20 protein-coding genes, 8 tRNA genes and 1 pseudogene are annotated in these 24,690 nt (G+C 44.1%); 20 read left to right on the top strand and 9 right to left on the bottom strand.

Going from position 1 to position 24,690, the window contains the following annotated elements; genetic code table 11:
• Positions 1-148: 148 nt before the first annotated feature.
• From L5L91_RS01080 to purM, 4 genes and pseudogenes are all read right to left on the bottom strand, one after another.
• A complete protein-coding gene (locus L5L91_RS01080; protein WP_263235475.1) occupies positions 149-1,240 on the bottom strand; it encodes a RelA/SpoT domain-containing protein in 1,092 nt (363 codons plus the stop codon).
• Positions 1,241-1,393: 153 nt separating this feature from the next.
• A pseudogene (locus L5L91_RS01075) lies at positions 1,394-1,708 on the bottom strand (UMP phosphatase); the annotation flags it as partial.
• A gap of 159 nt (positions 1,709-1,867) precedes the next feature.
• Positions 1,868-2,512, bottom strand: a complete 645-nt coding sequence (gene purN, locus L5L91_RS01070) for a phosphoribosylglycinamide formyltransferase (protein WP_263235472.1) — start codon at positions 2,510-2,512, stop codon at positions 1,868-1,870.
• The gene (purM, locus tag L5L91_RS01065; RefSeq protein ID WP_263235470.1) at positions 2,512-3,549 is read right to left on the bottom strand and encodes a phosphoribosylformylglycinamidine cyclo-ligase; all 1,038 of its coding nucleotides are present in this window, start codon (positions 3,547-3,549) and stop codon (positions 2,512-2,514) included. The genes purN and purM overlap by 1 nt, the downstream gene beginning before the upstream one ends.
• 330 nt (positions 3,550-3,879) lie before the next feature.
• Here purM and upp point away from each other — a divergent pair, with 330 nt between their 5' ends.
• Both upp and L5L91_RS01055 read left to right on the top strand, forming a co-directional pair.
• On the top strand, positions 3,880-4,506 hold the full coding sequence (gene upp / locus L5L91_RS01060; protein WP_011789711.1) for a uracil phosphoribosyltransferase: 627 nt from the start codon (positions 3,880-3,882) through the stop codon (positions 4,504-4,506).
• A 253-nt stretch (positions 4,507-4,759) separates the two neighbouring features.
• Positions 4,760-6,175 (top strand): GGDEF domain-containing protein, encoded by a 1,416-nt coding sequence (locus L5L91_RS01055; RefSeq protein ID WP_263138223.1) that lies wholly within the window; start codon positions 4,760-4,762, stop codon positions 6,173-6,175.
• 152 nt (positions 6,176-6,327) lie between these two features.
• On the opposite strand, the gene L5L91_RS01050 is transcribed toward L5L91_RS01055, so the two are convergent.
• Entirely contained in the window at positions 6,328-7,647 is a 1,320-nt protein-coding gene (locus L5L91_RS01050; RefSeq protein ID WP_168823896.1) for a Na+/H+ antiporter family protein, read from the bottom strand.
• 385 nt (positions 7,648-8,032) lie between these two features.
• Between L5L91_RS01050 and L5L91_RS01045 the strand changes: the two genes are divergently transcribed.
• Positions 8,033-8,638: a peroxiredoxin C gene (locus L5L91_RS01045; RefSeq protein WP_006081247.1), complete on the top strand. Its 606-nt coding sequence runs from the start codon at positions 8,033-8,035 to the stop codon at positions 8,636-8,638.
• A gap of 101 nt (positions 8,639-8,739) precedes the next feature.
• Here the strand turns inward: L5L91_RS01045 and rnt are convergent, their stop codons facing one another.
• Positions 8,740-9,411, bottom strand: a complete 672-nt coding sequence (gene rnt / locus L5L91_RS01040; protein ID WP_105252848.1) for a ribonuclease T — start codon at positions 9,409-9,411, stop codon at positions 8,740-8,742.
• Positions 9,412-9,552: 141 nt separating this feature from the next.
• Between rnt and motY the strand changes: the two genes are divergently transcribed.
• The 17 genes from motY (at position 9,553) to L5L91_RS00955 (ending at position 19,992) form a co-directional block, all read left to right on the top strand.
• Positions 9,553-10,422, top strand: a complete 870-nt coding sequence (gene motY / locus L5L91_RS01035) for a flagellar protein MotY (protein ID WP_028760352.1) — start codon at positions 9,553-9,555, stop codon at positions 10,420-10,422.
• Between the two features lie 759 nt (positions 10,423-11,181).
• Entirely contained in the window at positions 11,182-13,365 is a 2,184-nt protein-coding gene (locus tag L5L91_RS01030; protein WP_168823900.1) for a prolyl oligopeptidase family serine peptidase, read from the top strand.
• Between the two features lie 171 nt (positions 13,366-13,536).
• Positions 13,537-13,938, top strand: coding sequence for a tol-pal system-associated acyl-CoA thioesterase (gene ybgC / locus L5L91_RS01025; protein WP_263235466.1), 402 nt, complete (start codon positions 13,537-13,539; stop codon positions 13,936-13,938).
• Positions 13,928-14,614: a protein TolQ gene (gene tolQ, locus L5L91_RS01020; protein ID WP_028760350.1), complete on the top strand. Its 687-nt coding sequence runs from the start codon at positions 13,928-13,930 to the stop codon at positions 14,612-14,614. The genes ybgC and tolQ overlap by 11 nt, the downstream gene beginning before the upstream one ends.
• Positions 14,614-15,048: a protein TolR gene (gene tolR, locus L5L91_RS01015; RefSeq protein ID WP_028760349.1), complete on the top strand. Its 435-nt coding sequence runs from the start codon at positions 14,614-14,616 to the stop codon at positions 15,046-15,048. The genes tolQ and tolR overlap by 1 nt, the downstream gene beginning before the upstream one ends.
• The gene (gene tolA, locus L5L91_RS01010; RefSeq protein ID WP_028760348.1) at positions 15,049-16,074 is read left to right on the top strand and encodes a cell envelope integrity protein TolA; all 1,026 of its coding nucleotides are present in this window, start codon (positions 15,049-15,051) and stop codon (positions 16,072-16,074) included.
• Between the two features lie 9 nt (positions 16,075-16,083).
• The gene (gene tolB, locus L5L91_RS01005; protein ID WP_173496539.1) at positions 16,084-17,412 is read left to right on the top strand and encodes a Tol-Pal system beta propeller repeat protein TolB; all 1,329 of its coding nucleotides are present in this window, start codon (positions 16,084-16,086) and stop codon (positions 17,410-17,412) included.
• A 46-nt stretch (positions 17,413-17,458) separates the two neighbouring features.
• Positions 17,459-17,992 (top strand): peptidoglycan-associated lipoprotein Pal, encoded by a 534-nt coding sequence (gene pal, locus L5L91_RS01000; protein WP_028760346.1) that lies wholly within the window; start codon positions 17,459-17,461, stop codon positions 17,990-17,992.
• 24 nt (positions 17,993-18,016) lie between these two features.
• Positions 18,017-18,763, top strand: a complete 747-nt coding sequence (gene ybgF / locus L5L91_RS00995) for a tol-pal system protein YbgF (RefSeq protein ID WP_028760345.1) — start codon at positions 18,017-18,019, stop codon at positions 18,761-18,763.
• A gap of 142 nt (positions 18,764-18,905) precedes the next feature.
• A tRNA-Lys gene (locus tag L5L91_RS00990) sits at positions 18,906-18,981 on the top strand.
• A gap of 184 nt (positions 18,982-19,165) precedes the next feature.
• A tRNA-Lys gene (locus tag L5L91_RS00985) sits at positions 19,166-19,241 on the top strand.
• A 38-nt stretch (positions 19,242-19,279) separates the two neighbouring features.
• Positions 19,280-19,355, top strand: a tRNA-Lys gene (locus L5L91_RS00980).
• Between the two features lie 59 nt (positions 19,356-19,414).
• Positions 19,415-19,490 (top strand) — tRNA-Lys (locus L5L91_RS00975).
• Positions 19,491-19,527: 37 nt separating this feature from the next.
• Positions 19,528-19,603 (top strand) — tRNA-Lys (locus tag L5L91_RS00970).
• A 37-nt stretch (positions 19,604-19,640) separates the two neighbouring features.
• Positions 19,641-19,716: transfer RNA gene (locus tag L5L91_RS00965), tRNA-Lys, on the top strand.
• A 59-nt stretch (positions 19,717-19,775) separates the two neighbouring features.
• A tRNA-Lys gene (locus tag L5L91_RS00960) sits at positions 19,776-19,866 on the top strand.
• A gap of 50 nt (positions 19,867-19,916) precedes the next feature.
• Positions 19,917-19,992, top strand: a tRNA-Lys gene (locus L5L91_RS00955).
• Positions 19,993-20,361: 369 nt separating this feature from the next.
• Here the strand turns inward: L5L91_RS00955 and L5L91_RS00950 are convergent.
• The 3 genes from L5L91_RS00950 to acs form a co-directional block, all read right to left on the bottom strand.
• Positions 20,362-20,622: a GrxA family glutaredoxin gene (locus L5L91_RS00950; RefSeq protein WP_028760344.1), complete on the bottom strand. Its 261-nt coding sequence runs from the start codon at positions 20,620-20,622 to the stop codon at positions 20,362-20,364.
• Positions 20,623-20,682: 60 nt separating this feature from the next.
• Positions 20,683-22,437 (bottom strand): DEAD/DEAH box helicase, encoded by a 1,755-nt coding sequence (locus L5L91_RS00945; RefSeq protein ID WP_263235464.1) that lies wholly within the window; start codon positions 22,435-22,437, stop codon positions 20,683-20,685.
• Positions 22,438-22,659: 222 nt separating this feature from the next.
• Positions 22,660-24,612 carry an acetate--CoA ligase gene (gene acs, locus L5L91_RS00940; protein WP_219233758.1) on the bottom strand — a complete coding sequence of 651 codons (1,953 nt, stop codon included), beginning with the start codon at positions 24,610-24,612 and terminating at the stop codon, positions 22,660-22,662.
• Positions 24,613-24,690: the final 78 nt, after the last annotated feature.

The raw sequence follows: 24,690 nt of genomic DNA, 5'->3' as shown, positions 1-24,690 counted from the left end.
AAATGAGGTTTGTGAAGTAGTGCGAGAGGTATTACTATAAGTGCAGATTGTATTAGACCACTTTGATATTGACACCTGACTTGAAGGCTTTACCCTTACTATAACAACAATTTTATGATGTGTTTAGTAAGGGCTTAAATTGATAGCCCTACTTTTCTCGCGGTTTCTTATTACCTATGATGGTATGGATATTTTGTGGAGAAGTTTTTACGGTCCCATAATCAAACGTTTTCACGTTTGAATTCACGACATTTAGCAAAGTAATAATATCCTCGGATTTGTATAATTTAGACTTACTATTTGATGTAAAAACCTCCTTATGCGATTGCGATTTTAATTTGTCAACTTCTGCTTTTAACTGACTAACCAGTGTGTTTTGCGAACGATTTTGTCCATTTGAAGCTTCAAGTTTAATAAACAAGTTATCAATTTTAGCTATATTTTTTTCATTTTCTTCTTTTATTTTAGCGTTTTCATTTGCAATATCATTGAGTTGTGATGCAGTTGCTTTAAGCTCAGTAACTAATTCTTTAACGAAAGTGCCCATTTCGTCTGCGCTACCAGCAAGCCTATTAAAAATTCTCAGAAAGTATGAAACTTGTTCATTATCTGAGAAATTAGGGTATCTAACTTTATGGTCTATTTCACTCCAACCTTCTTCGAAGATTGTTCTTACTTGAACTTCTGTATATATCTTTTGTTTTAATGGCGTAGATTCAAAAACATAATGAATAGAACGATATCCTGCTGGATGCTGCTTAACTTCAAATCTCTCAAGGTCAGTAGTCTCGTCGTCTCCGTTTCTTACGTAGTAGACTGGTTGCTCTTTTGTTGTCCAAAGATTACGAAGATATTCATCAATTCCAAAACAATCATCTTTAAATAAATGAAGAGCTCTCACTCCGACTAAATCAGTAACTATTTCATGATAATTATCTGCATTAATCTCCAAGTAAATTTTATTGTATGTGTCGCTGCCTTCAATAGTTTTTCTAACAATTTTTTCCATCAAGTGTTCAGGATCTTTAACTCGCCACCTAACAGAATGAACCTTTGGGCATCTCTGGATCATTCGTGCAAATAGTTCAGCACTTTCTTTCCTTTCCTCAAGCTTTGCTTGATGGTCTGCGCCTATTTTTTGCAACGTAGGCCAGTCAATTTTGGATTTTTCCCAATCTTCAGTTGAGATATTATTCTTTTTTAGAAAGCTTTCTTCGTTCATGTTATTAATTACTTCCATGTGTGCTCCTATTACTGTGCAAAATGTTATTAGAAGCATTCTATCGCGTTATGTAGATATGGCAAGAATTAGGGAGGTAACTAGCTGTTTTAAAATGAGGTTTGTGAAGTAGTGCGAGAGGCATTACTATAAGTGCAATACGTATTAGACCACTGTAATGGTAAAGCCTGCTTTGTAGAGTTCGTGGGTGAGGGCGCCTTCGCCAATGACATAGGCCTTGCTGCCTTCTTGGTGTTTTAAAAAGTCGGCGGTGGCCATGGCGGAGGTGTAAAAGCATTCTTCAGGAATATCAATACCGGCGGCACTTAAACGGTTTTGCAGATCCTTACCCGTTTGTACGGGATAGTTAGTCAATATTACTAACGGATTGCCTTGCTCTAAAATTCGCTGGATAAATTTGTCGCTGCCGGGGATCAGTTTATTGTCGTGCAGTAGTACACCATCGATATCGCAGATAATATTTTTCATCTAATAGTCTCTTGTCATGCCGATCAAAAATCACTTTTTCGTTAAGTTATCTAATGCCACATTGCCTAAGAAAACAATGCTTTTGTTGAAAATAGTTAAAAAAATAGAGACCCGAAGGTCTCTATTTTTTTGATTGGTACAACTTACGGTCAAGTGGAACTAATCGGGCGCGTAACCGCTTGGGCCGATAAGGTTGCCATCGAGATAGGCTTGGCCATTTTGCATGTTAAGACGTTGCTGACTAAACCATTTCACCACGAGCGGATAAATAGCATGTTCTTGCTCATGCACGCGGGCGGCGAGAATATCAGCCGTATCGTCTTCATAAACAGGCACTTTGGCCTGTAATATCACTGGGCCCGCATCCAGCTCTGGCGTGACAAAATGCACGCTGGCACCATGTTCGCTGTCGTTCGCGTCTATGGCACGTTGATGGGTGTTTAAGCCAGTGTATTTCGGTAGCAGCGAAGGATGAATATTGATCATGCGACCTAGGTAATGATTCACGAAATCATCGGTTAAGATCCGCATAAATCCCGCCAACACGATTAAATCGGGCTGATACTTTTCAATCACTGTCATTAAACGTGCATCGTATTCAGAGCGAGATTCACCTTGGTGAGCTATCACGCAGCTGGTATCAATTTCGCCATGATGGGCGCGCACTAGGCCATAGGCATCGGGTTTATTACTGATGACTCCGACAACTTCGGCCTGCAGATTATCGTCGCAACCGTCGATAACCGCTTGCAGGTTACTGCCATTTCCGGAAATTAATACAACTACACGACAGCTCTGGGGCATTACAGGATCTCCACTTGCTCTTCATTGCCTTCACGATGTGCGATAGCACCGATAAGCCATGCTTGTTCGCCTTCTGCAGCCAGTAATGCAAGTGCTTCATCCACTTTATCGGCTGGCAGCGCAACTAACATGCCGACGCCACAGTTGAAGGTGCGATACATTTCGTATTCTGCAATGTTGCCATTTTCCATTAACCAACTGAAAACAGCGGGCCATTGCCATGAATCGCCTTGGATAACCGCTTTTAAATTATCTGGCAGTACGCGTGGGATGTTTTCCCAGAAGCCGCCGCCAGTAATGTGCGCCATCGCATGGACATCAGATGCTTCAATCAGTTTGAGCAATGATTTTACGTAAATTTTGGTTGGCTCAAGTAGATGTTCAATCAGCGGTTTGCCGTTGAGATCTTGTTGAGGGTCTGCTTGGCTCACTTCTAATACTTTACGTACTAAAGAGTAACCATTTGAATGAGGGCCGCTTGAGGCTAATGCAATAAGCGCATCACCCGCTGCCACTTTGCTACCGTCAATAATGTCGGCTTTTTCAACTACACCCACGCAGAAACCCGCTAGGTCGTAATCTTCACCTTCATACATGCCTGGCATTTCAGCGGTTTCACCGCCAATTAACGCACAACCAGATTGGAAACAACCTTCGCCGATGCCGTTGACGACGGACGTTGCCGTTTCTACATCGAGCTTGCCTGTTGCGTAGTAATCGAGGAAAAACAGTGGCTCAGCGCCTTGAACGATCAGATCGTTCACACACATGGCGACTAAGTCTATGCCGACAGTGTCATGTTTTTTATAGTCGATAGCTAAACGTAATTTAGTCCCAACACCATCGGTGCCAGACACTAAAACCGGTTGTTTGTATTTAGTGGGGATTTCACACAGGGCGCCAAAACCACCTAAGTTGCCCATAACTTCTGGACGACGGGTACGTTTAACGGCTGCTTTAATGTTACTTACCAGTGCATTACCTGCATCAATATCAACGCCGGCATCTTTATAGCTCAGTGGGGTAGGTGTGCTCACGGAGGGATCCTCTCGGGTACATCGTTATTGGATTTTATGCGGCGGTATTCTACCAGCTTGTGCTAGGGGTCGAAAGTCATGATTTGGATTTATGCCCCTCGGCGGAGTTTTTTTGGTCTGAATGCGAGATATTCTATTTTTAGAGGTCTTGAGTTTGGTCACAAAATAGTAAATCACAGTAGGTATCTTAGACGATTGGGGATTATTCTTGGGAGATAGCTCACGATTAGACCGAATGGCAAAACTTTCTGTTTTACCTAGTAAACAAATCAACTAGAATCTGAAAAATTTGCCTAAAATAATACGCCGAAAAATAAGCAGGAGAGAAAAATGAAAGTTGTCGAGGTTAAACATCCTTTAGTGCGTCACAAAATCGGTTTAATGCGCGAAGGTGACATTAGCACTAAACGTTTCCGTGAACTAGCCGCCGAAGTGGGTAGTTTATTAACCTATGAAGCTACCGCAGATTTCGAAACTGAAACGGTGACGATTGAAGGCTGGAACGGTCCGGTTGAAGTCGATCAAATCAAAGGTAAAAAAGTCACTGTCGTGCCAATTTTACGTGCGGGTTTGGGTATGATGGACGGCGTACTCGAGCACATTCCAAGTGCGCGTATCTCAGTTGTCGGTATTTACCGTGACGAAGAGACTCTTGAGCCTGTGCCTTATTTTGAGAAGCTGGCCAGCGACATGAACGAGCGTATCGCCTTAGTTGTCGACCCTATGTTGGCGACAGGTGGTTCTATGATTGCGACCGTCGATTTATTGAAAAAGCGCGGTTGTACTTCAATTAAGGCCTTAGTGCTAGTGGCTGCGCCTGAAGGCATTAAAGCCTTAGAAGCGGCGCATCCGGATATCGAATTATATACTGCTGCTATCGATAGATGCTTAAACGAGAAAGGTTATATCCTGCCAGGTCTGGGTGATGCGGGCGATAAAATCTTTGGTACTAAATAGCCAAAGTTGCTAAAGAATTAGAGTTGCTGATGCTCAATTGAGCGGATGTGGTCAGTAAGGGAGCCTAGGCTCCCTTTTTGTTTTTGTTCAATACAGTAATAACAACTTTATCTTAAGCTGCTAAAGTTTAGGATAAGGTAAATAATAATTATCTATTGAAGTTGTTTTTATTGGCTTATTTTGCAATTTTATTGATCGCAGTTTACGTTTTGTGCAAGGTACATTGTCGGTAGAACAGGGATTAAGAGGAATTATGGGAAATTCGGCTCTCAACTGGTTATTATTGCGTCGATCATTTGAATTTGCGACCCTCTTGTTTGTCGTACTCCTACTTATTTTATTACCGTTTAAAATCGATAGAGAGCATAAATCCTTTGTGTCTTTTGTAAAAAACGAGCAACTTACACCGAGTTATATTGAACTGCTTGGTAAAAGCTTATCTCTGCACGATATTATTGATTTCAATAAATCCTCTTTAGCGCTTTTTCAGCTTGACCCTTCTAGATTAATGCTGCCGCAAGGGGGAGTGCTTTCCGCAGAAGAAGAGCAAGTATTACGCTATTTTGATTATCTCTATTCCAGTAAAACCAGTAAAAAGACCAATGTCGAAGATATATTCCTGTATGTGGGACTTTATCGCAGTGATGCCATGTATTTTGCCTCCCCAATTCCTGAGGACGTAAAAGCGCGGCTGATTAAAGACCGTACTTCAACGAATGAGTTTTGTCAGAGTCTGCACTATTGCGCGAAAGACGCGACCCCAGAGTCCTTAGCCGATGGAATCGTATTATCCATTCCTTATCAAGATGAAGTCAGTGGGAAAGTCATTTTATCGATGGCATCACCGATTTCATCATCTAATGATCCTAATCATTTCATCGGTGATGTTATTGCCGACACGGCCTTAATGACGTCGGTTTTTATGCGTAATAAACATGTTGAATTGCAGAAAACGGATTATGGTACTGAGTTGGTGATCACGACAGATAGCCTTTGGGCTGAACTGACGCCGGAGTTCTTGTTTTATTCGATGACAAATCATTTAGATAACATGACTTCACTGACATATAAAATCAGTATATTTCGTTTCATTGTGTGGAATTTGCCCCTGTGGTTTTTGTTATCTATCGTGATCTTCTTCGTTCAAATTAATATCAATCGTTTTAGGAAACTTCGTACTGAGCGTCAACGGTTTAGTGAAGCGATGTTATTGGATGCTTTTACTCGAACCTATAATAAGAAAGTCTATGAGACCACACTGTTTGATGTCGCAACTAAGGGGCATTACGCGGTGATTTGCGTGGACGGCGACAAAATCAAAACCATTAATGATACCTATGGGCATAAACTCGGGGATATGGCGATCATGCAAATTGTTGATGCGATGCGCAGTGTATTTCGAGAAAATGATTTGTTAATCAGAACCGGCGGTGATGAGTTTGTCGTTATCTTAGCCAATTGTACTTTTGAACGGGCCTTATTGTTGGCTGAACATTTACGTCAGGCGGTCGCAGAGCGGCAGTTTTTAAATGTGCTGACAGTCTCCTGCGGTGTGGCTGATTCGCAAGATTATGCTTCCTTTGAGGCAGTGCTACAAGCGGCGGATAAAGCGTTATATGAAGATAAAAAGAATAGGCAAGGGAGTCGCAAACTTGACCCGACATCTTAATTATTACGTTAATTAGTACGTGAGTTATCGAGTGAATCAGTGAGTTAACCAGCTGCCCGCAATAAAGTGAATACCCGAGATAAAAAACAGCGCGGAGAATGCCGCGCTGTTGTTACTTTCTAATCCGGTAATGTAAACATCTGCGATAACACTTACAACACCATGGCCGCAATCCACCCAAACACTAATAGTGGAATATTGTAGTGGATAAATGTTGGGATCACGCTGTCACGAATGTGGTCGTGTTGACCATCGGCATTCAAACCTGCAGTGGGACCTAAGGTGGAATCTGATGCTGGCGAGCCCGCATCACCCAGCGCGGCTGCAGTGCCAACTAACGCGATTGTGGCCGCTACTGAAAAACCAAAACTCAATGCCAATGGTACATATATCGTCGCGATAATTGGAATGGTGGAGAAAGACGACCCAATTCCCATAGTGATCAGTAGCCCAACCAGTAGCATCAAAAAGGCTGCGAGGGCTTTATTATCCCCAATGATGTCGCTAAGCGAGGCCACAAGCGTACCCACTTCACCGGTTTCTTTCACTACAGCGGCAAAGCCTGCGGCTGAAATCATGATAAAGCCGATATTGGCCATCATTCGCACACCTTGGTTGAAGATATCTTGGTCGGCGACATGCTTCAAGGCACCCGAAAAACTGAAAATCATGAAGCCGACTAAGGCACCAAAAATCATAGAGTCAGTTTCAAGTTGTACGATGAGAGTGGCTAATATCGCCAGTGCAGCAATGATGATATTGCGTTTGTTGAGATTTTCTTCAGGTTCAGCGACCAACACTTTTGCCTCGTCGTAAGTCCGAGGTTTACGGTAACTGATGAATACTGCAGTGAGTAACCCTACGACCATACCCGCGGCAGGGATTAACATGGCTGGCGGAATTTGCTCGCGAGCAGCGGCTAAGCCATTGCTGGTTAAGTTGGAAAGCAGAATATCATTTAAGAAAATGCCACCAAAACCAATCGGTAAAATCATATAGGTGGTGACTAGGCCGAAGGTGAGAACACAAGCCACAAGGCGGCGGTCGATGTTCAGTTTGGTCATCACATGTAAGAGTGGTGGCACTAAAATCGGAATGAAGGCGATATGGATCGGTAAAATATTCTGTGAAGCCATCGACATAACGAGTAGCGATAACAGCAGTAACCAGCGTACCCAGTTAGTGTTAGTGGGATTAGGATCTTGTCCAAGGCTACTAATGATGCTTCTAGAAATCAGCGTCGTTAAGCCTGAATGCGATAGTGCGACAGCGAAGGCGCCTAATAATGCATAACTGAGCGCAATTTGTGCGCCGCCACCTAAGCCTGTATTAAAGGCATCTATAGTTTGGTGCAGATCCATTCCGCCTACCAATCCCGCCACGAGGGCGCTCACGGTCAGGGCAATAACCACATTCACCCTAGCTAAACTGAGTGCTAACATTAAGCACACTGCAATTACGACTGCATTCATTATCAATTTTCTTAATTCTTTAAGCCAAAGGAGCTATTTTCGACTGCAAAGGCAGTGGATGTCCAGTTTGCTGAGGGCTTATCTGAAAAATATCTGAAAATGTGATCATGCTGGTTTTTGTCTGTTAGCTGAATGTGGATTGCTCCGCACACTGGATACACAGATTGCTCTATCCTTAGTCAGGCAAAACGGAAATACCCTTGAAAAATGTGATATTGGTCTTAAATAGGTTGTAAGGCACAGCACACGACTTATAATGCCTAAGGATTTGATTGGTAAGAACACCTTTTAATCAGTAAGGATTTAACTTGACCTAGGTTGAGAACATACTGGCTAGAAGGCATCTTGCCTTACACTTAGTTCAACTCATAGATGGAGATATAAAATGAGCGTATTAGTAGGCCGTCAGGCTCCTGATTTTACTGCTGCAGCTGTATTAGGTTCTGGCGAAATCGTTGATAGCTTTAACTTGACTGCAGCCATCAAAGGCAAACCAGCCGTCGTATTCTTCTATCCACTTGACTTCACTTTCGTTTGCCCATCAGAGTTGATCGCTTTTGATCACCGTATGGAAGAGTTCACTAAGCGTGGCGTAGAAGTGATTGGTGTGTCTATCGATTCTCAGTTTACCCACAATGCATGGCGTAACACCCCAGTTGAAAAAGGCGGTATTGGCCAAGTTAAATACACGCTAGTGGCTGATGTTAAACATGAAATCTGCAAAGCATACGATGTTGAGCATCCAGAAGCGGGTGTGGCTTTCCGTGGTTCATTCTTGATCGACAAAGAAGGCATGGTTCGTCACCAAGTTGTTAACGATCTGCCATTAGGCCGTAACGTTGATGAAATGCTACGTATGATCGATGCACTGCAATTCCATGAAGAGCACGGTGATGTTTGTCCTGCTGGCTGGGAAAAAGGCGATAAAGGTATGAATGCAAGCACTGAAGGTGTTGCTGCTTACCTGTCTGAAAACGCAAGCTCACTGTAATTAGTCCTTTTCTAATCACAGTCGCCTGTTAAATGAAAAAAGCTGCCAATGGCAGCTTTTTTGTTTTTTCATTGCTGAAGATCTATTGTTAACTGTTCAATTTATTCCACAGTACCGCTTTCTGCATCCTGCGCATCCACGGCCAGTAACGGCCAGCCACCTAATGATTTCCAACGATTCACTATGTGACAAAAAAGCTCCGCGGTACGTTCGGTATCATATAGCGCCGAATGGGCTTCTTTATTATCGAAGGGAATACCCGCCATAATGCATGCCTTGGCAAGTACGGTATGACCAATGGCGAGTCCGGCAAGCGTAGCTGTGTCAAAGGTGGCAAAAGGATGAAACGGCGAGCGTTTTAAGTCGCAACGTTCTATCGCCTTACTCACAAAACCATGATCGAATGCCGCATTGTGCGCCACTATGATACTGCGATGGCAGTCGGAGGCTTTTTGGGCTTTCTTCACGGCTTTAAAGATTTCTAAAAAGGCTTCTTTCTCGCTCACCGCTCCCCGTAACGGATTAGTGGGATCAATACCGTTGAATGCTAACGCTTCGGGTTCTAAATTTGCACCTTCAAAGGGCTCAATGTGGAAGTGTAGGGTTTTATCGATTCCTATCACACCTTCATTGTCCATTTTTAGTAGGGTGACGGCAATTTCTAGCAACGCATCGGTTTGAGAGTTGAAGCCCGCAGTTTCGACATCAATGACTACGGGAAAGTAGCCTCGAAATCGGTATTTCAATTTGTTCGCGTCGCAAATGTCACTCATAAAGTACTCAAGAAAATTCACAGGGCGCTATTATGCTAAATGTGTTGGGGTGTGTCATGCTTGATTGGTGGTTTTATGAGCTAAAGGAACTAAATAGTTTGCCGATAAAGCCATGTAACCGATTAAACATGAGTAAAGGCTATGTGGCGAAAACTGATATTAGTATCAATTTTATGCGTTCCAGCAACTGCAATGGCAGAGTTGCGCCATTATGTCGCCTCTTTAAGTGATTCCCAGTGGCGAGTGAGTGAAAATACGCCCATCGTCTGTCGCCTTGAGCATGATATTCCTTCATACGGTAAAGCAATTTTTACCAGTGAAGCGGGTAAACAGCAGAATATGACTTTTACCTTAGATATGTGGGTAAAACCTGATCAAGTGACGCAGGCTAAATTAATTAGCCGCGCGCCGCAGTGGCGTCCTGGTGTGGTATCGAAAGAGATCACGTCATTACATTATCAAAAGTACTTTAACGGTGAAGTGCCTAAGCGTGCAGCTTGGTCTATGTTGGCAGAGTTGAGTCGCGGTATGGAACCAACGTTTTACTATGCTGATTGGTATAACGAGTCGAATAAGATAGCTGTGGGTTTGTCATCAGCTAATTTTGGCCGTAAATATACTGAGTTTAAAGCTTGTCTAGCGCATTTATTGCCCTATAGCTTTGAAGATATCGCTTTTACTGTATTAAATTACGATGAAGGCGGAACCGATTTAACTCGTTTCTCCCAGCAACAACTGTCTCGGGTGCAAGAATATTTAGCCTATGATCCCTTGGTAGAGTTAGTGCTGGTGGATGCATATACCGACAGCTATGGTGGCCGTTCAGTAAACCAGAAAGTGTCGGATACACGAGCTGCGTCGGTAAAAGAGTTCTTTGTTGCCAGTGGTATTCCTCAAGATCGTATTGTCACATTCGGGCATGGTGAGCGTCGTCATGTGGCTTCCAATGATGATATGGATGAAAGGGCGCGTAACCGTCGTGTTGTTATACGGATCAGTAAACCTTTTTAGTGATTTTTTTACCTAGGTTTTAAGTGTTTTCCAATGCCAAGTTTATGACTTGGCATTGTCGTTTTTAAAAGAAGGAGAGTTCAGGCAGTATGCCACTTTAATCGAATGATTCGCTCAATTTGCGCGTATGGGTAAAAATAATGAGATTTTTTAATTTGTAGTGATGACATATCCACCTCAACAAGTACTGCAGAAAGCGAGAGTGGGATAAGTACGAGTAATATCGATGATGTATAAAACTTGGCCGTTGCAATAATCAGGATTGTGTTTGAAATGCTAAAAAAAGCCCGCTTAAACTAAGCGGGCCGCAAAAATAATGCATTTGCAATCAACAAATTGAAGGAAGGAAGTCAAGCATAAGAACCAGAAAAGAAACTGAAGTGTTGGGAACACACCAGTTTAAAAGTTCTTTGTTTTCGATATCTGCAAGCAGTTATCTCCTGAAAACAAGCACATTCTATTGGGAAACCTGTTGTAAAACAAACGAGAAAAATTGCCCATAAACATTAGTAATTCTAATGACTGCAAAGGTGATTTATATCACTTAAGTCACTATTTACCTTGATTAATAACTTATAACTCACTATTAATGCATAATAATACACTTCAATAAGCTTATCCTTGCTGCTATTTTGTTAAATTCACGATACAGCTTAAAAAACTTCATATTAAGTTACGCCATTGCCATGATTTTTTTTGCTTGTATAGTACTTGCTGAAAAGGCCTTAAGCCCGAAACCATAAGAAGGACGACAACACGATGGCATTAAGATTTCGCCTTGCAAAGCAAGGTTTGTTAGTGGCCACATTGGGGATGGCACTCGGTGCCTGCCAAAGTGGCAATGCACCTGAGCAAAATTCGACTGAGCAGGCAAGCGCAACTAAACTCGTTTACCCTGTTACTGAAAAAGATGACCTCGTCGAAACCATTCATGGTGTCGCAGTGGCCGACCCTTATCGTCATCTGGAGGCCAATACGCCTGAAACTGAAGAGTGGGTAAAAGAACAACAAGACTTTGGTCAAGCCTACCTCGCTAAGATCCCCAATAAACAAGCTGTGGTCGAACGTATTACAGAACTTTGGAATTACGAAAAAGTCTCTGCTCCGTTTGAAAACGGCGACAATCAATTTTACTACCGCAATGATGGCCTACAGGCGCAATCGGTTTTGTACGTTAAAGGTTTAGATGGTGTTGAAAAGCCTGTTCTTGACCCAAATAAACTGTCTGCGGATGGTACTGTTGCCTTATCCGGCGTTGCTGTGAGTAATGACGGTAAAATTTTAGCCTATGGCGTTTCAAATTCTGGCTCAGATTGGCAGCAATGGCAGTTCGTTGATATTGCAACCGGTAAGAAACTGGCCGATGAACTGAAATGGATTAAATTTTCTAGCGCAGTGTGGGATAAAGAAAATCAAGGTGTGTTCTACGCCCGTTATGATGCCCCAGCAGGGGGTGATGTTTTAGCTGACGTTAATTTTAACCAAAAAGTGTATTACCACAAATTAGGCACAGACCAACATCAAGATCTATTGATTTATGAGCGTCCACAGAATAAAGATTGGGGCTTTGGCATTGATGTCTCTGAGAAAGGTGAATACTTATTACTGTCGATTTCTCAAGGTACGGATAAGCGTAATCGTTTCTTCTATAAATCGTTATTTGAGCCTAAATCCCAAGTGGTGGAATTGATCCTCAAATTAGAAGCTGAATATGAGTTTCTCGGTAATGATGGTTCAGTGTTTTATTTCAAAACCGACTTAGAGGCGCCTAATGGTAAAGTGATTGCGATTGACACCCGCAATAGTGATAAATCGCAATGGCAAACGATTATTCCTGAGTCTAAAGATCCGATTAATAATGTCGCCATTATTAATGACCATTTAGTGGTGAGTTATTTACATGATGTGTTAGGTCAATTATCGATTTACAGTATGGGTGGTCAGAAGCGTCAAGATGTGGCATTGCCTGGTCTTGGCAATGTGGCAGGGCCTTTTGGTAAAGCCAGCAAAGATTATTTCTATTATGTGTTTAATAGTTATATTCAGCCTGAAACCACCTATAAGTTTGATTTTAAAACTGGCGGTTCAACCGTTATTGCTAAACCCAAAGTCTCGTTTAATCCCGATGACTATGTTTCTGAACAGGTTTTCTATAGCAGCAAAGACGGTACGCGTGTGCCTATGATGCTCTCCTATAAAAAGGGCTTAGTGAAAAACGGTCAAAATCCGACATTACTTTATGCCTATGGTGGTTTTGCCATTTCGATGACACCACGTTTTAGCCCTGCCAATATCGCTTGGTTAGACATGGGTGGCATTTATGCCGTGCCGAGTTTACGTGGCGGTGCTGAGTATGGCGAAAGCTGGCATCAAGCGGGGATGTTCGACAAAAAGCAAAATGTGTTTGATGACTATTTTGCTGCTGCGGAATATCTGGTAAGCGAAAAATACACCAACAGCTCTAAACTCGGTGCCTATGGCCGCAGTAATGGTGGTCTGTTGATGGGCGCTGCGGTGACTCAACGTCCTGAACTCTTTGCTGCCGTATTACCTGCGGTGGGCGTGTTGGATATGCTGCGTTTCCACAAGTTCACTATTGGTTGGGCTTGGACGAGTGAATACGGCAGTGCCGATAAAGCAGAGCAATTCCCTGCGCTATTGGCTTATTCGCCCTATCACAATGTAAAAGCGCAAGCTTATCCTGCGACTATGGTAATGACTGCGGATCATGATGATCGTGTTGTGCCATTACACAGTTTCAAGTTTGCGGCCATGCTGCAGGAGAAACAGCAGGGCAATAAACCAGTCATTATGCGTATCGAGTCAAATGCTGGTCATGGAGCGGGTAAGCCCACGGCGATGAAGATCGACGAATTTGCCGACATCTACAGTTTCTTGTGGCAGAGTTTTGGCTTAACCTTGCCACAAGCTATCGCAAAATAACTAACTATGTTAATAAAATGGGGTCGTTTGACCCCATTCTCTTTTACAATTGCCCCTATTCATCTGAAACCCGCGCTATTCCTATCTATATCTTCATCGGGTCATTCACAAGTCTTGTTTCCCTAGGTATAGTAAGCGTCAATTTTTCAACCAAAATTTGCTTATTTTCAAATGATGTTTCATTGGCCAATTTCAGTCTATTACGAAGACACCGACGCTGGTGGCGTTGTCTATCATTCGAACTACCTCAACTTTTTTGAGCGCGCGCGAACCGAGTGGCTAAAAGCCCTTGGCGTGAGTCAGACTGCGTTATTAGCCGACGACACTGCTTTTGTCGTAAAGCATGCGGAACTCGATTTTCGTAAAGCAGCACGTTTTGAACAGAACCTTATTGTTGAAACTAAGGTCATAGAGTTGAAAAAGGCCTCGTTGATCTTTCATCAACGCTTGGTCGATAAACAGGGAGACTGTTATTGTGAAGGCACAGTGCTAGTTGTTTGTATTGCGCTATCACGTATGCGTCCCCGAGCTATTCCCTTAAATATTGTGCAGGAGTTTGACAGTGCAAGCTGATATGTCGATTGTTGGGTTATTTTTACAAGCCAGTTTATTAGTGAAATTTGTTATGTTCACTTTACTTTGCTTGTCGGTGATGTCTTGGACGGTGATTTTACAACGCCGTAGCTTACTGACATCCGCAAAAAGTAAATCGGCGAAGTTTGAAGACAAATTTTGGTCAGGTGTTGATTTAAACCGTTTGTATAAAGAATTATCATCTCGTCCAGATAATAGCGGTTTAGAGTCATTATTTGTGACTGGCTTTAAGGAATATTCACGCCTGAATAAATTAAATAGCAAAGTGCCCGATGCCGTCATGGATGGTACATCGCGAGCTATGCGTGTGACCTTGTCTCGCGAAATGGAAAAGTTAGAAGCTAACTTGCCGTTATTAGCAACGATTGGTTCGACTAGCCCTTATATCGGTTTATTTGGTACTGTATGGGGGATCATGAATTCTTTTATCGCTATTGGTTCGATGGAAAATGCCACCTTAGCTATGGTTGCCCCCGGTATTGCTGAAGCCTTGATTGCAACGGCTATGGGTTTATTTGCTGCAATTCCAGCGGTAATTGCGTACAACCGTTTCTCGACTCAAGTCGATAAATTAGAAATGGCTTACGCAAACTTTATGGAAGAGTTCTCCAGCATTTTGCATCGCCAAGCATACAGTGAGAAGGAAGGGGCATAATGCAACCAGCTTATCAGCGCAAACGTCGTCGCCCCGTTGCTGAAATCAACGTGGTGCCTTATATCGACGTCATGCTCGTGCTGTTAATTATTTTTATGGTAACAGCACCCATAGTGACCCAAGGGGTCAAAGTGGAGCTGCCTCAAGGGGCGGCAGAAGTTTTACCCAATGACAGTAAGCCGCCCATTGTTGCTTCAATCGATGGTGATGGTGATTACTTCCTCAATAAAGGAGGTTCAACGAATGTGCCTATGGATTTGGAAGAATTGGCAACGGAAGTGGCTGCACTTATCGTGACTGAACCTGAACGTCCTGTTGTGGTTAAAGCCGATAGAAATATTCCTTACGATAAAGTGATTCAGTTGATGGTGACACTGCAGCAATCTGGCGTGCCATCAGTCGGTTTGATGACGGATTCACCCAAGGAGAAATAGGTGGCAGATAAGTCAGATGTAACATTACCTCTGTCAATTTCAGCGGGTATTCATATTGGCGTGATAATTATTCTGGCATTAGGAATAGATTTTTCTCACAAACCTGAGCCTATGCAACAAGTTAGCGCACCAGCAATCAAAGCGGTTATGGTTGATCAGCAAAAAGTGGCTAATCAAGTTGAGAAACTTAAGCAAGAAAAGCGTGATGCCGAACGCCGTGAGCAAGAACGTCAAGCCGAGCTTGAACGCAAAGCTCAAGAAGCGAAACAGGCACGCGAGCGCGAACAAGCTCAGATTAAACAGCTAGAGCAAGAACGTAAGCAGCAGGAAATTGAGATTCAAAAAGCCAATGAAGCGACCAAATTAGCTCAGGTGAAACAGCAGCAGGAAAAGGAAAAGGCGGTCAAAGCCGAAGCTGACCGTAAGCTGAAAGAGCAGGAGCGTAAGGTTGCTGAAGACGCCGCACAAAAAGCCGCTGAAAAACGCAAGGTTGAAGAAGCTGCTGCAGTGAAAGCTGAAACTGACCGTAAGCAAAAAGCAGATGCGGAAGCTAAAGCGGAGGCAGATGCTAAAGCTAAAGCAGATGCCAAAGCTAAAGCGGATGCTAAAGCTAAAGCAGATGCTAAAGCTAAAGCAGATGCTAAAGCTAAAGCAGATGCTAAAGCCCTTGCCGATCAAGAGCAGGAAATGGCTGATGCATTAGCGGCTGAGCAAGCGGCGCTGTCGCAAACCATGAATAAGCAGATGCAGAGTGAAGTCGGTAAGTATCAGGCAATGATAAAATCAACTATTCAACGTAATTTGGTAGTGGATGAATCTATGCGTGGAAAGACTTGTACTGTCTCTGTGCGTTTAGCGAATGATGGGTTTGTGATCAGCAGCCAAACAAAAGGTGGTGATCCCAACGTTTGTCGTGCAGCAAAAGCGGCGATTCTGAAAGCGGGCAAACTGCCTGTGTCTCCGGATCCTGCGGTTTATAACTTGATGAAAGAAATTAACTTAATCGTTGAACCAACGTTTAATTAAAGGAGCACCATGAAAATATTGGCAAAATGGTTAGCACTGGCAGTTCTGCTGTGCGCCACCCCCGCGAAAGCGGCATTGGATATTGTGATCACAGAAGGTGTTGACGCAGCGCGTCCCATCGCTGTGATGCCTTTTGTATGGCAAGGTCCTGGCGCACCGCCACAAGCGATTGCTGATGTGGTGATGTCTGACTTAGCTCGTAGCGGTACCTTTAAACCTTTAGACGAGCTCGGACTACCTCAGCGCAATATTGGTGCTTTGGCTCAGTTTCAACCTAGTTCATGGTCTAGCGTTGGCGCAGAAGCTGTGGTGTTAGGTACTGTGAAACCTTACGGAACCGATCAGTATTTGGTGAGTTTTGATTTAATCGATTTAGTTAAAGCACAAAACCAAGCATTGAAAGGTTCAGTCAGCGCTACAGAATTTTTGATGGACAGTCGCCAAACTGTGATTTCAGCAGCGCAATTTCGTCAATATGGTCATAGAATTAGCGATATCGTCTATGAAAAGTTAACCGGTATTCGCGGTGCATTCTTAACGCGGATCTCCTACGTCGTGGTCAATCATACTCAAAAAGCACCTTATCAGTTGATGGTTGCTGACTATGATGGTTTTAACGAGCAAATGTTACTGCGCTCACCTGAGCCATTAATGTCACCTACTTGGTCGCCTGATGGGCGTCGTTTGGCGTATGTTAGCTTTGAAAATAAAAAAGCAGAGATTTTCGTACAAGACCTTTATACCCAAGTGCGCACTAAAGTGAGCTCTTTCCCTGGTATTAACGGTGCGCCGGCTTTCTCTCCTGATGGCAAATCTTTGGCTGTGACGCTGTCTAAGGATGGTCAGCCTGAGATCTATGTTATCGATATTGCGACAAAAGCGATTAAGCGTATTACCAATCACTATGCTATCGATACTGAACCATCATGGTATCCTGATGGGAAGTCGTTGATTTTCACCTCTGAACGTGGTGGTAGACCGCAAATTTATCGCGTAGAGTTAAGTTCAGGTAAAGTGAGTCGTGAAACATTTGAAGGTGAATGGAACCTTGGCGGTTCAATTACTCCAGATGGACGTAGTATGATTTTTGTTAACCGTACTAACGGTAAGTTTAATATTGCGCGTATGGATTTAAATACGCGTTTTATGCAGGTGCTAACCTCTACACGCTTGGATGAATCCCCAAGTGTGGCGCCTAATGGTACTATGGTCATATATGGCACTACACACCAAGGTAAGCAAGTATTAGCAGCTGTTTCTACGGATGGACGCTTTAAAGCGAGATTACCCGTGGGTCAAGGCGAGGTGAAATCACCTTCTTGGTCTCCGTTTCTCTAATGTTATACCTTGATTTAATCACATTTAATTTTATAAGGAACACGTAATGGATCTGAATAAGTTGTTAAAAGCTATGTTGGTAGCACTTCCAATTATGGCTATTAGTGCATGTAGCTCAACTTCAGAATCAGAAACTGATGCAATGGGCTCAACAAACGGTTCAGGTAGCGAACTGAATGGTGGCATTCAAACTGGTGGTGTGGGTGCTATGTTGTCATCTGAAGAGCAGCAACGTCAGCAGTTAGAAGAGTTGAGAAAAGAACACATCATTTACTTCGATTTCGACCGCAGTGAAGTTCAAACTGAATTCGCCGCAGTATTAGAAGCTCATGGTACTTACTTAGTTGAGCACCCAAGTGTGCGCGTACTGATTGAAGGTCATGCGGACGAGCGTGGCACTCCTGAGTACAACATTGCTCTGGGCGAACGTCGTGCTAAAGCCGTTGCTAAATACCTACAAGGTATGGGCGTACAGCCAAGCCAAATGAGCGTAGTCAGCTATGGCGAAGAAAAACCACTTGATTTTTCTCGCACTGATGAAGGTTTTGGCAAAAACCGTCGTGCAGTTTTAGTTTACTAAGATTGAATCTCGGAGAGTAACACAATGAAACGTGCCGTCTTAATTACGGCAATGTTCCTTGGTGCGGGCGCTGCAGTTGCAGCGCCTGCTCCTGTGGAAGATATTGCTGGTGGTTCGGGTGATGACAGACTTGCTCGTATCGAACGTATTGTAAAATCGAGACAACAAAGTGAGCTCGAGATGCAACGTCGTCTTGATACACTGCAGCAGGAAGTTCTCGATTTACGCGGTTTAACCGAACAACAGAATTATCAGATTGAGCAGATGCAAGAGCGTCAGCGTCAGTTATATGATGAGCTTGCTAATTTATCCTCAAAGGCATCTGCCGCACCTGCAGCTGCAGCGACATCAATCCCCTCTGTGGTATCGACTAATGCTGCCGCAAGTAGTTTAAGTGAAACTGCAAGTTATGAAAATGCCGTTAACTTAGTCTTAAAAGAGCGTAAGTATGACGATGCCATTCCTGCCTTCCGTGCTTTTATCAAACAATACCCAGACTCTGTGTATGCCGCGAATGCGAACTATTGGTTAGGACAGCTATTATTTAATAAGAGCGAATTTGCAGAAGCCAAACAAGCCTTCAAAACTGTGGTTGATCGTTTTAGTGATTCTAATAAACGTGGCGATAGTTTAGTGAAGCTTGGCATGATCGCCGAGAAAACCGGTGATAAAGCTGGTGCGATGCAATACTACCAACAAGTTGTCAAAGATTACGCAAACAGCGCCGCAGCACGCATTGCACAGCAGCAACTGGCTGCAATTAAAGCGTAATTAACTAAAAAACATACTCTTAGTCTGTTTTTCATGCAAACGACAAAAAATTGGGAATTTGCGCTTGCATGAGAAGATGAAAAAGGTATTATAGGCGCCCTCAGAGCGGCGAGGTCGTTCGGGGCGTGAAATACCAGTAAATGGGTCGTTAGCTCAGTCGGTAGAGCAGTTGGCTTTTAACCAATTGGTCGAAGGTTCGAATCCTTCACGACCCACCACTTACTCTAATGAATAGAATAAGTTAGTGGTATTTAATGAGATAGCCAGTAGTACAATGGGTCGTTAGCTGAGTCGCTTTTTATAAAGCTAGGGCAGTTGGCTTTTAACCAATCAGTCGAATGGTTTTAATCCTTAATGACACACCACTTTACTGAAAGTGCATAAATCAGCGCAACACCAGATGGGTCGTTAGCTCAGTCGGTAGAGCAGTTGGCTTTTAACCAATTGGTCGAAGGTTCGAATCCTTCACGACCCACCACTTTACTGAAAGTGCATAAATCAGCGTTATACCTCGATGGGTCGTTAGCTCAGTCGGTAGAGCAGTTGGCTTTTAACCAATTGGTCGAAGGTTCGAATCCTTCACGACCCACCACTTATTATTCGCATTGTTGATGCTAAAATAAGTGAACATTTTTATCGTAATACCTAGATGGGTCGTTAGCTCAGTCGGTAGAGCAGTTGGCTTTTAACCAATTGGTCGAAGGTTCGAATCCTTCACGACCCACCACTTTACTGAAAGTGTATAAATCAGCGCAACACCAGATGGGTCGTTAGCTCAGTCGGTAGAGCAGTTGGCTTTTAACCAATTGGTCGAAGGTTCGAATCCTTCACGACCCACCACTTTACTGAAAGTGCATAAATCAGTGCAACACTAGATGGGTCGTTAGCTCAGTCGGTAGAGCAGTTGGCTTTTAACCAATTGGTCGAAGGTTCGAATCCTTCACGACCCACCACTTATTATCTGCATTATGAATGCCACACTAAGTGAATCGTTTTATCGCAATACTTAGATGAGTCGTTAGCTCAGTCGCTTTTTTTATAAAGCTAGGGCAGTTGGCTTTTAACCAATCAGTCGAATGGTTCAAATCCTTCATGACACACCACTTTACTGAAAGTGTATAAATCAGCGTAACAGTTTTAATAGACAATAGATGGGTCGTTAGCTCAGTCGGTAGAGCAGTTGGCTTTTAACCAATTGGTCGAAGGTTCGAATCCTTCACGACCCACCACTTATTTCTTCAGCTGTATATCTCTCGAATTTCCCCCTGAATGTCCCACGTTAAACTCCAATACTGAGTACCGAATTCAATACCTTCGTTTTACTTATTCCACTGCAAAATATTTTTCTAACATAATTATTGGCATTAGCAAGTTCGACTAATGCGGCATCTTTAAAAAGAAACGTATCTTGATATATTAAAGCTGACATTATGTGCCGTGATGATGACAATGGTGCGCTGGATTCAAGGGGGCTTTCTAGGCAGTTCATGTACCGAGCACTATTTATGGAAAGCTCTAATCTCACTGGGTTGTGATAAAGACTAAAAAGGAGACCTTAGGTCTCCTTTTGCATTAAGCGGATCACATATCTATAACGCTTAATCTAACAGATTGTTTTCACGAACATATTGCTCGAAATCTGTGCAGCCACCTATGTGCTTCTCATCGACAAAAATCTGCGGTACGGTTTCAACTGGCTTACCGACAGTTTTTTCTAAATCTGCTTTAGAGATGCCTTCTGCATGGATATCGACATATCTGAACTTAAAGTCATCACGTTTTTCAACGAGTTGCTCAGATAATTGCACAGCACGAACGCAATAAGGACAGCCTGGACGGCCAAAAATAACAACGAACATAATAGCTCCTTAGGATTACTTTAGTCGTTTTATACCATAGGCCTAAGTGAATTGATAATGTCAGCCACGTTTATTTTCAGTTTGATAGCGACCTTGATAATCAAAATAGCTTTCGAGCAGATCCCAGCCTTTTTTATGTTTCTTCAGCAGCAAGAGATCGGGCATGCGGAATTTATCCGCGTCGCTGATTAACTCTGTCACCTTAGTGTATTTTTTCGGTTTTAATCCCGGTGTACGGCTATGGGGAAAGATGAATAAGGCATATAGGGCTCGCCACTGGGCCGGTGTTTGTAATTTAAAGCGGCGATTGAATTCATTACCGTCGATATCGAGGTACTGCACTTTCAGATTGCCGCCATCGTCGATGAGGCTCATATGCTGGCAGCGGAATAAATGATGGTGCTGCAGGCTGAGCACTTGGCGTAGGCGTTTATCGGGATCGATGAGGGTCGATTGGCAGTGCTGGCAAATGCGCGCCGCGATATCATTCTCTTCGCCGCAATCAGGGCAAGATTTAGATCTAAATCGAAAGTCGCACTGCAGCTTTTTACCTTGCTGTTCGACTATGCCCTGACAGCGGCGACCAAAGTGTTCGATAATGTCGCCATCGTCGTCCGTGAGTCCCCAGAATATATTGGCAAAATCGCATACTGGGCAATGCACTTGCACGGGGACCGATTTACTGTTGGGTTTAGCTTGGCCGACCTCAGGGAAATACAAGTCATAACCATTGGCAGCATAGTCGATGATAAGACAATCTTTTTTGCCTTCAGCGATTCGCAATCCACGGCCGATCATTTGTTGAAACAGACTGACTGAGGCGGTAGGGCGCAAAATTGCAATCAAATCCACATGGGGCGCGTCGAAGCCTGTCGTCAACACAGCCACGTTGACTAAAAACTTAAGCTCTTGGGCTTTAAAGCGTTCAATCGTAGCGTCACGTTCATTGTCGTGCGTTTGTGCTGTGATAATGGCACTTTGTGCAGCGTGAGCTTGGTTGAGTAGGCCAAAAATCTCATTGGCGTGACGTACCGTTGCCGCAAAAATGATAATACCTTTTCTATGTTGGCTCAGTTCAATGAGTTGTTTCACAATCGCAGTGGTCGCGCGGCCGTAATGTCCCAGTAAATCGTTAACCTCGGCTTCGGCATATTCGCCATTCTCGTTTGCTTTAAGTTGGCTGAAGTCGTACTGGGCACTGAGGCCATCAAACAGGGTTGGTGTTGTGAGGTAACCTTGCTTAATGAGCGGCCTGATGGGTAGTTCGAACACACAATGTTCGAACACGGCATGTTCAGGAGACCCCACTTTGCCGTGATAGTGATGCTGATAAATCCAGCCAGTGCCAAGGCGATAGGGCGTGGCGGTGAGACCGAGCAATCTTAATTGGGGATTTTTCGTGCGTAAATGCTTGAGTACTTGCTGATATTGGCTGGTTTTTTCTAGGCTGACTCTGTGGCATTCATCAATAATGACTAACGAGAATGGCTGATCGAACTGCATTAATCCCCGCGCTGCCGATTGAATACTGGCAACGACGGTTTTTCCGTCGGTGGCTTTTTGATTGAGTCCCGCCGCATAGATACTGGCTTGTGCTGTGAGGAGGCCGACTTTCTCGGCATTTTGCGCAACTAATTCTTTCACATGGGTGAGCACTAAGACTCTGCCTTTGGCGATGCGTGCCAGTTCGGCGATCACTATGCTTTTGCCGGCGCCTGTGGGTAATACGAGCACGGCGGAAGCTTGGCTTTGCCTAAAATGGGCGATGGCGGCATTAACCGCTTGCTGTTGATAGTCTCTGAGTTTGACTGACACGCTGATAAAAAATCTATGCTGAATAAAAGTGAGGCTGCAAGCTTAACATAACAGGCAAAAAAAATGCCCCTGGTTGGAGGGGCAAGCTAGAGAAAGGAGCAATCACACACACTCTCTCAACAGGGTTCACTTTTAACCTGAGGTTTAAAAAGGGAGGTTCAGGTTACGCTTAGCCTATTGGGCATAGACTAAGCGTTGTGGACGTTATTCTTAACTCGGATATTACTCAGTACGATTTAAGCGTGATTCAATCAAGGTCTCGATCACAGCTGGATCGGCCAAGGTTGATGCATCCCCTAAGTTGGTCACTTCGTTAGCGGCAATCTTACGCAGGAAGCGGCGCATAATCTTGCCTGAACGTGTCTTAGGTAAGCCCGTCGCCCATTGGATGAGATCTGGGGTTGCCAGCGCACCAATTTCTTTACGGACCCATTGACGCAGCTCTTGACGTAGCTCTTCGGTTTCTTCAGTGCCGCGGGTTAGCGTGACATACGCATAAATACCTTGGCCTTTAATATCATGTGGGTAGCCAACTACTGCAGCCTCGGCAACCAGTTCGTGTGATACCAGCGCACTTTCAACCTCTGCTGTACCTAATCTGTGGCCGGATACGTTAATCACGTCATCGACGCGGCCTGTGATCCAGTAGTAACCATCCTCATCGCGGCGGGCACCGTCACCGGTAAAATACATGCCACGGAAGGTTTTAAAGTAGGTCAGTACAAATCGTTCATGGTCGCCATACACAGTACGCATTTGGCCCGGCCAAGAATCGAGTAACACTAAGTTACCTTCGTTCTCACCTTCTAAAATATTCCCCATGTTATCCACTAAGGCGGGTTGAACGCCAAAGAACGGGCGGGTAGCTGAGCCGGGTTTAGTATCGGTCGCGCCTGGCAGTGGGGTGATCAAAATGCCGCCCGTTTCAGTTTGCCACCAAGTATCGACGATAGGGCAATGTTCATGACCTATGACCTCATGGTACCAACGCCACGCTTCTGGGTTGATAGGTTCACCTACCGAGCCCATGATCCTCAAGCTGCTACCATCGAACTTATCGAAGTGTTGCTTACCTTCTGCCATCAATGCGCGAATTAACGTTGGCGCTGTATATAGAATGTTCACTTTATGGCGGTCAATCATTTCGCCTAAACGGGCAGGGCTTGGATGATTCGGCACACCTTCATGGATAAGCACAGTCGCACCATTGGCAAGTGGGCCGTAAACCATATAAGAGTGGCCTGTGATCCAACCCACATCCGCGGTACACCAGTACACTTCACCCGCTTTGTAGTCGAACACATATTCATGGGTCATAGACGCATAAACCATGTAGCCGCCAGTGGTGTGCAATACGCCCTTGGGATTACCGGTTGAACCTGAGGTATAAAGCAAGAATAACGGTGCTTCGGCGTCCATTTCTTCTGGTTGGCAGTGCTCTGATGCGGTTTCCATCAGTGAATGCCACCACACATCACGGCTTTCTACCCAATCTACTTTGCCACCAGTACGCTTCAGCACTATAACTTTTTCAATAGTAGTGACATCAGGGTGCTTTAAGGCATCATCGATATTGCGCTTTAATGGAATTGCACGGCCACCGCGCATACCTTCATCGGAGGTAATGATGACTTTGGATTTTCCGTCAATCACGCGAGAGGCGATTGAATCCGGTGAGAAACCACCGAAGACCACTGAGTGCACCGCGCCGATACGGGCACAGGCAAGCATAGCGACTGCGGCTTCTGGCACCATAGGCATGTAAATTGTGACTATATCCCCGCGGCGCACGCCTTGGCTGCGCAGTGCGTTGGCAAACTTACACACATCTGCATGTAATTCACCGTAGGTAATTTTGCGTTGTTCGCTGGCGTTGTCGCCTTCCCAAATAATCGCCACGCGATCACTGTGCTCGGCTAAGTGACGATCTAAACAGTTGGCAGAAGCATTCAGGGTGCCATCGTAAAACCAATTGATCGATAAGTTATGGTCATCAAAAGAGGTTTTTTTAATTTTGGTATAGGGTTTTATCCAATCAATACGCTTGCCGTGTTCTCTCCAGAAACCTTCAGGATTGACAATCGACTCTTGGTACATTGTTTTATATTTATCGTTGTTTACAAGTGCATTGGCAGCGATATTGCCGGAGACTTTGTAGAGAGACTGCGAGCTCATAGGGCTTCCCTTTTGAAAAATTGCGTGGACTGAGTATGGTATGCAAGGGGGCGGCAACTCCATTAGACCTTGGTCTAG

Origin of the sequence: Shewanella sp. SM55, from assembly GCF_025654025.1 — a bacterium.
GTDB lineage: Bacteria > Pseudomonadota > Gammaproteobacteria > Enterobacterales > Shewanellaceae > Shewanella > Shewanella oncorhynchi.
This window is presented reverse-complemented; position numbering and strand designations above follow the sequence as displayed.

What these genes read in the sequence shown, in the direction of transcription:
- L5L91_RS01080 (WP_263235475.1), bottom strand. Translation starts at nt 1,240, where the DNA reads ATGGAAGTAATTAATAACATGAACGAAGAAAGCTTTCTAAAAAAGAAT.
- purN (WP_263235472.1), bottom strand. Translation starts at nt 2,512, where the DNA reads ATGCCCCAGAGCTGTCGTGTAGTTGTATTAATTTCCGGAAATGGCAGT.
- upp (WP_011789711.1), top strand. Translation starts at nt 3,880, where the DNA reads ATGAAAGTTGTCGAGGTTAAACATCCTTTAGTGCGTCACAAAATCGGT.
- L5L91_RS01055 (WP_263138223.1), top strand. Translation starts at nt 4,760, where the DNA reads ATGGGAAATTCGGCTCTCAACTGGTTATTATTGCGTCGATCATTTGAA.
- L5L91_RS01050 (WP_168823896.1), bottom strand. Translation starts at nt 7,647, where the DNA reads ATGAATGCAGTCGTAATTGCAGTGTGCTTAATGTTAGCACTCAGTTTA.
- L5L91_RS01045 (WP_006081247.1), top strand. Translation starts at nt 8,033, where the DNA reads ATGAGCGTATTAGTAGGCCGTCAGGCTCCTGATTTTACTGCTGCAGCT.
- rnt (WP_105252848.1), bottom strand. Translation starts at nt 9,411, where the DNA reads ATGAGTGACATTTGCGACGCGAACAAATTGAAATACCGATTTCGAGGC.
- motY (WP_028760352.1), top strand. Translation starts at nt 9,553, where the DNA reads ATGTGGCGAAAACTGATATTAGTATCAATTTTATGCGTTCCAGCAACT.
- L5L91_RS01030 (WP_168823900.1), top strand. Translation starts at nt 11,182, where the DNA reads ATGGCATTAAGATTTCGCCTTGCAAAGCAAGGTTTGTTAGTGGCCACA.
- ybgC (WP_263235466.1), top strand. Translation starts at nt 13,537, where the DNA reads ATGATGTTTCATTGGCCAATTTCAGTCTATTACGAAGACACCGACGCT.
- tolR (WP_028760349.1), top strand. Translation starts at nt 14,614, where the DNA reads ATGCAACCAGCTTATCAGCGCAAACGTCGTCGCCCCGTTGCTGAAATC.
- tolB (WP_173496539.1), top strand. Translation starts at nt 16,084, where the DNA reads ATGAAAATATTGGCAAAATGGTTAGCACTGGCAGTTCTGCTGTGCGCC.
- pal (WP_028760346.1), top strand. Translation starts at nt 17,459, where the DNA reads ATGGATCTGAATAAGTTGTTAAAAGCTATGTTGGTAGCACTTCCAATT.
- ybgF (WP_028760345.1), top strand. Translation starts at nt 18,017, where the DNA reads ATGAAACGTGCCGTCTTAATTACGGCAATGTTCCTTGGTGCGGGCGCT.
- L5L91_RS00950 (WP_028760344.1), bottom strand. Translation starts at nt 20,622, where the DNA reads ATGTTCGTTGTTATTTTTGGCCGTCCAGGCTGTCCTTATTGCGTTCGT.
- acs (WP_219233758.1), bottom strand. Translation starts at nt 24,612, where the DNA reads ATGAGCTCGCAGTCTCTCTACAAAGTCTCCGGCAATATCGCTGCCAAT.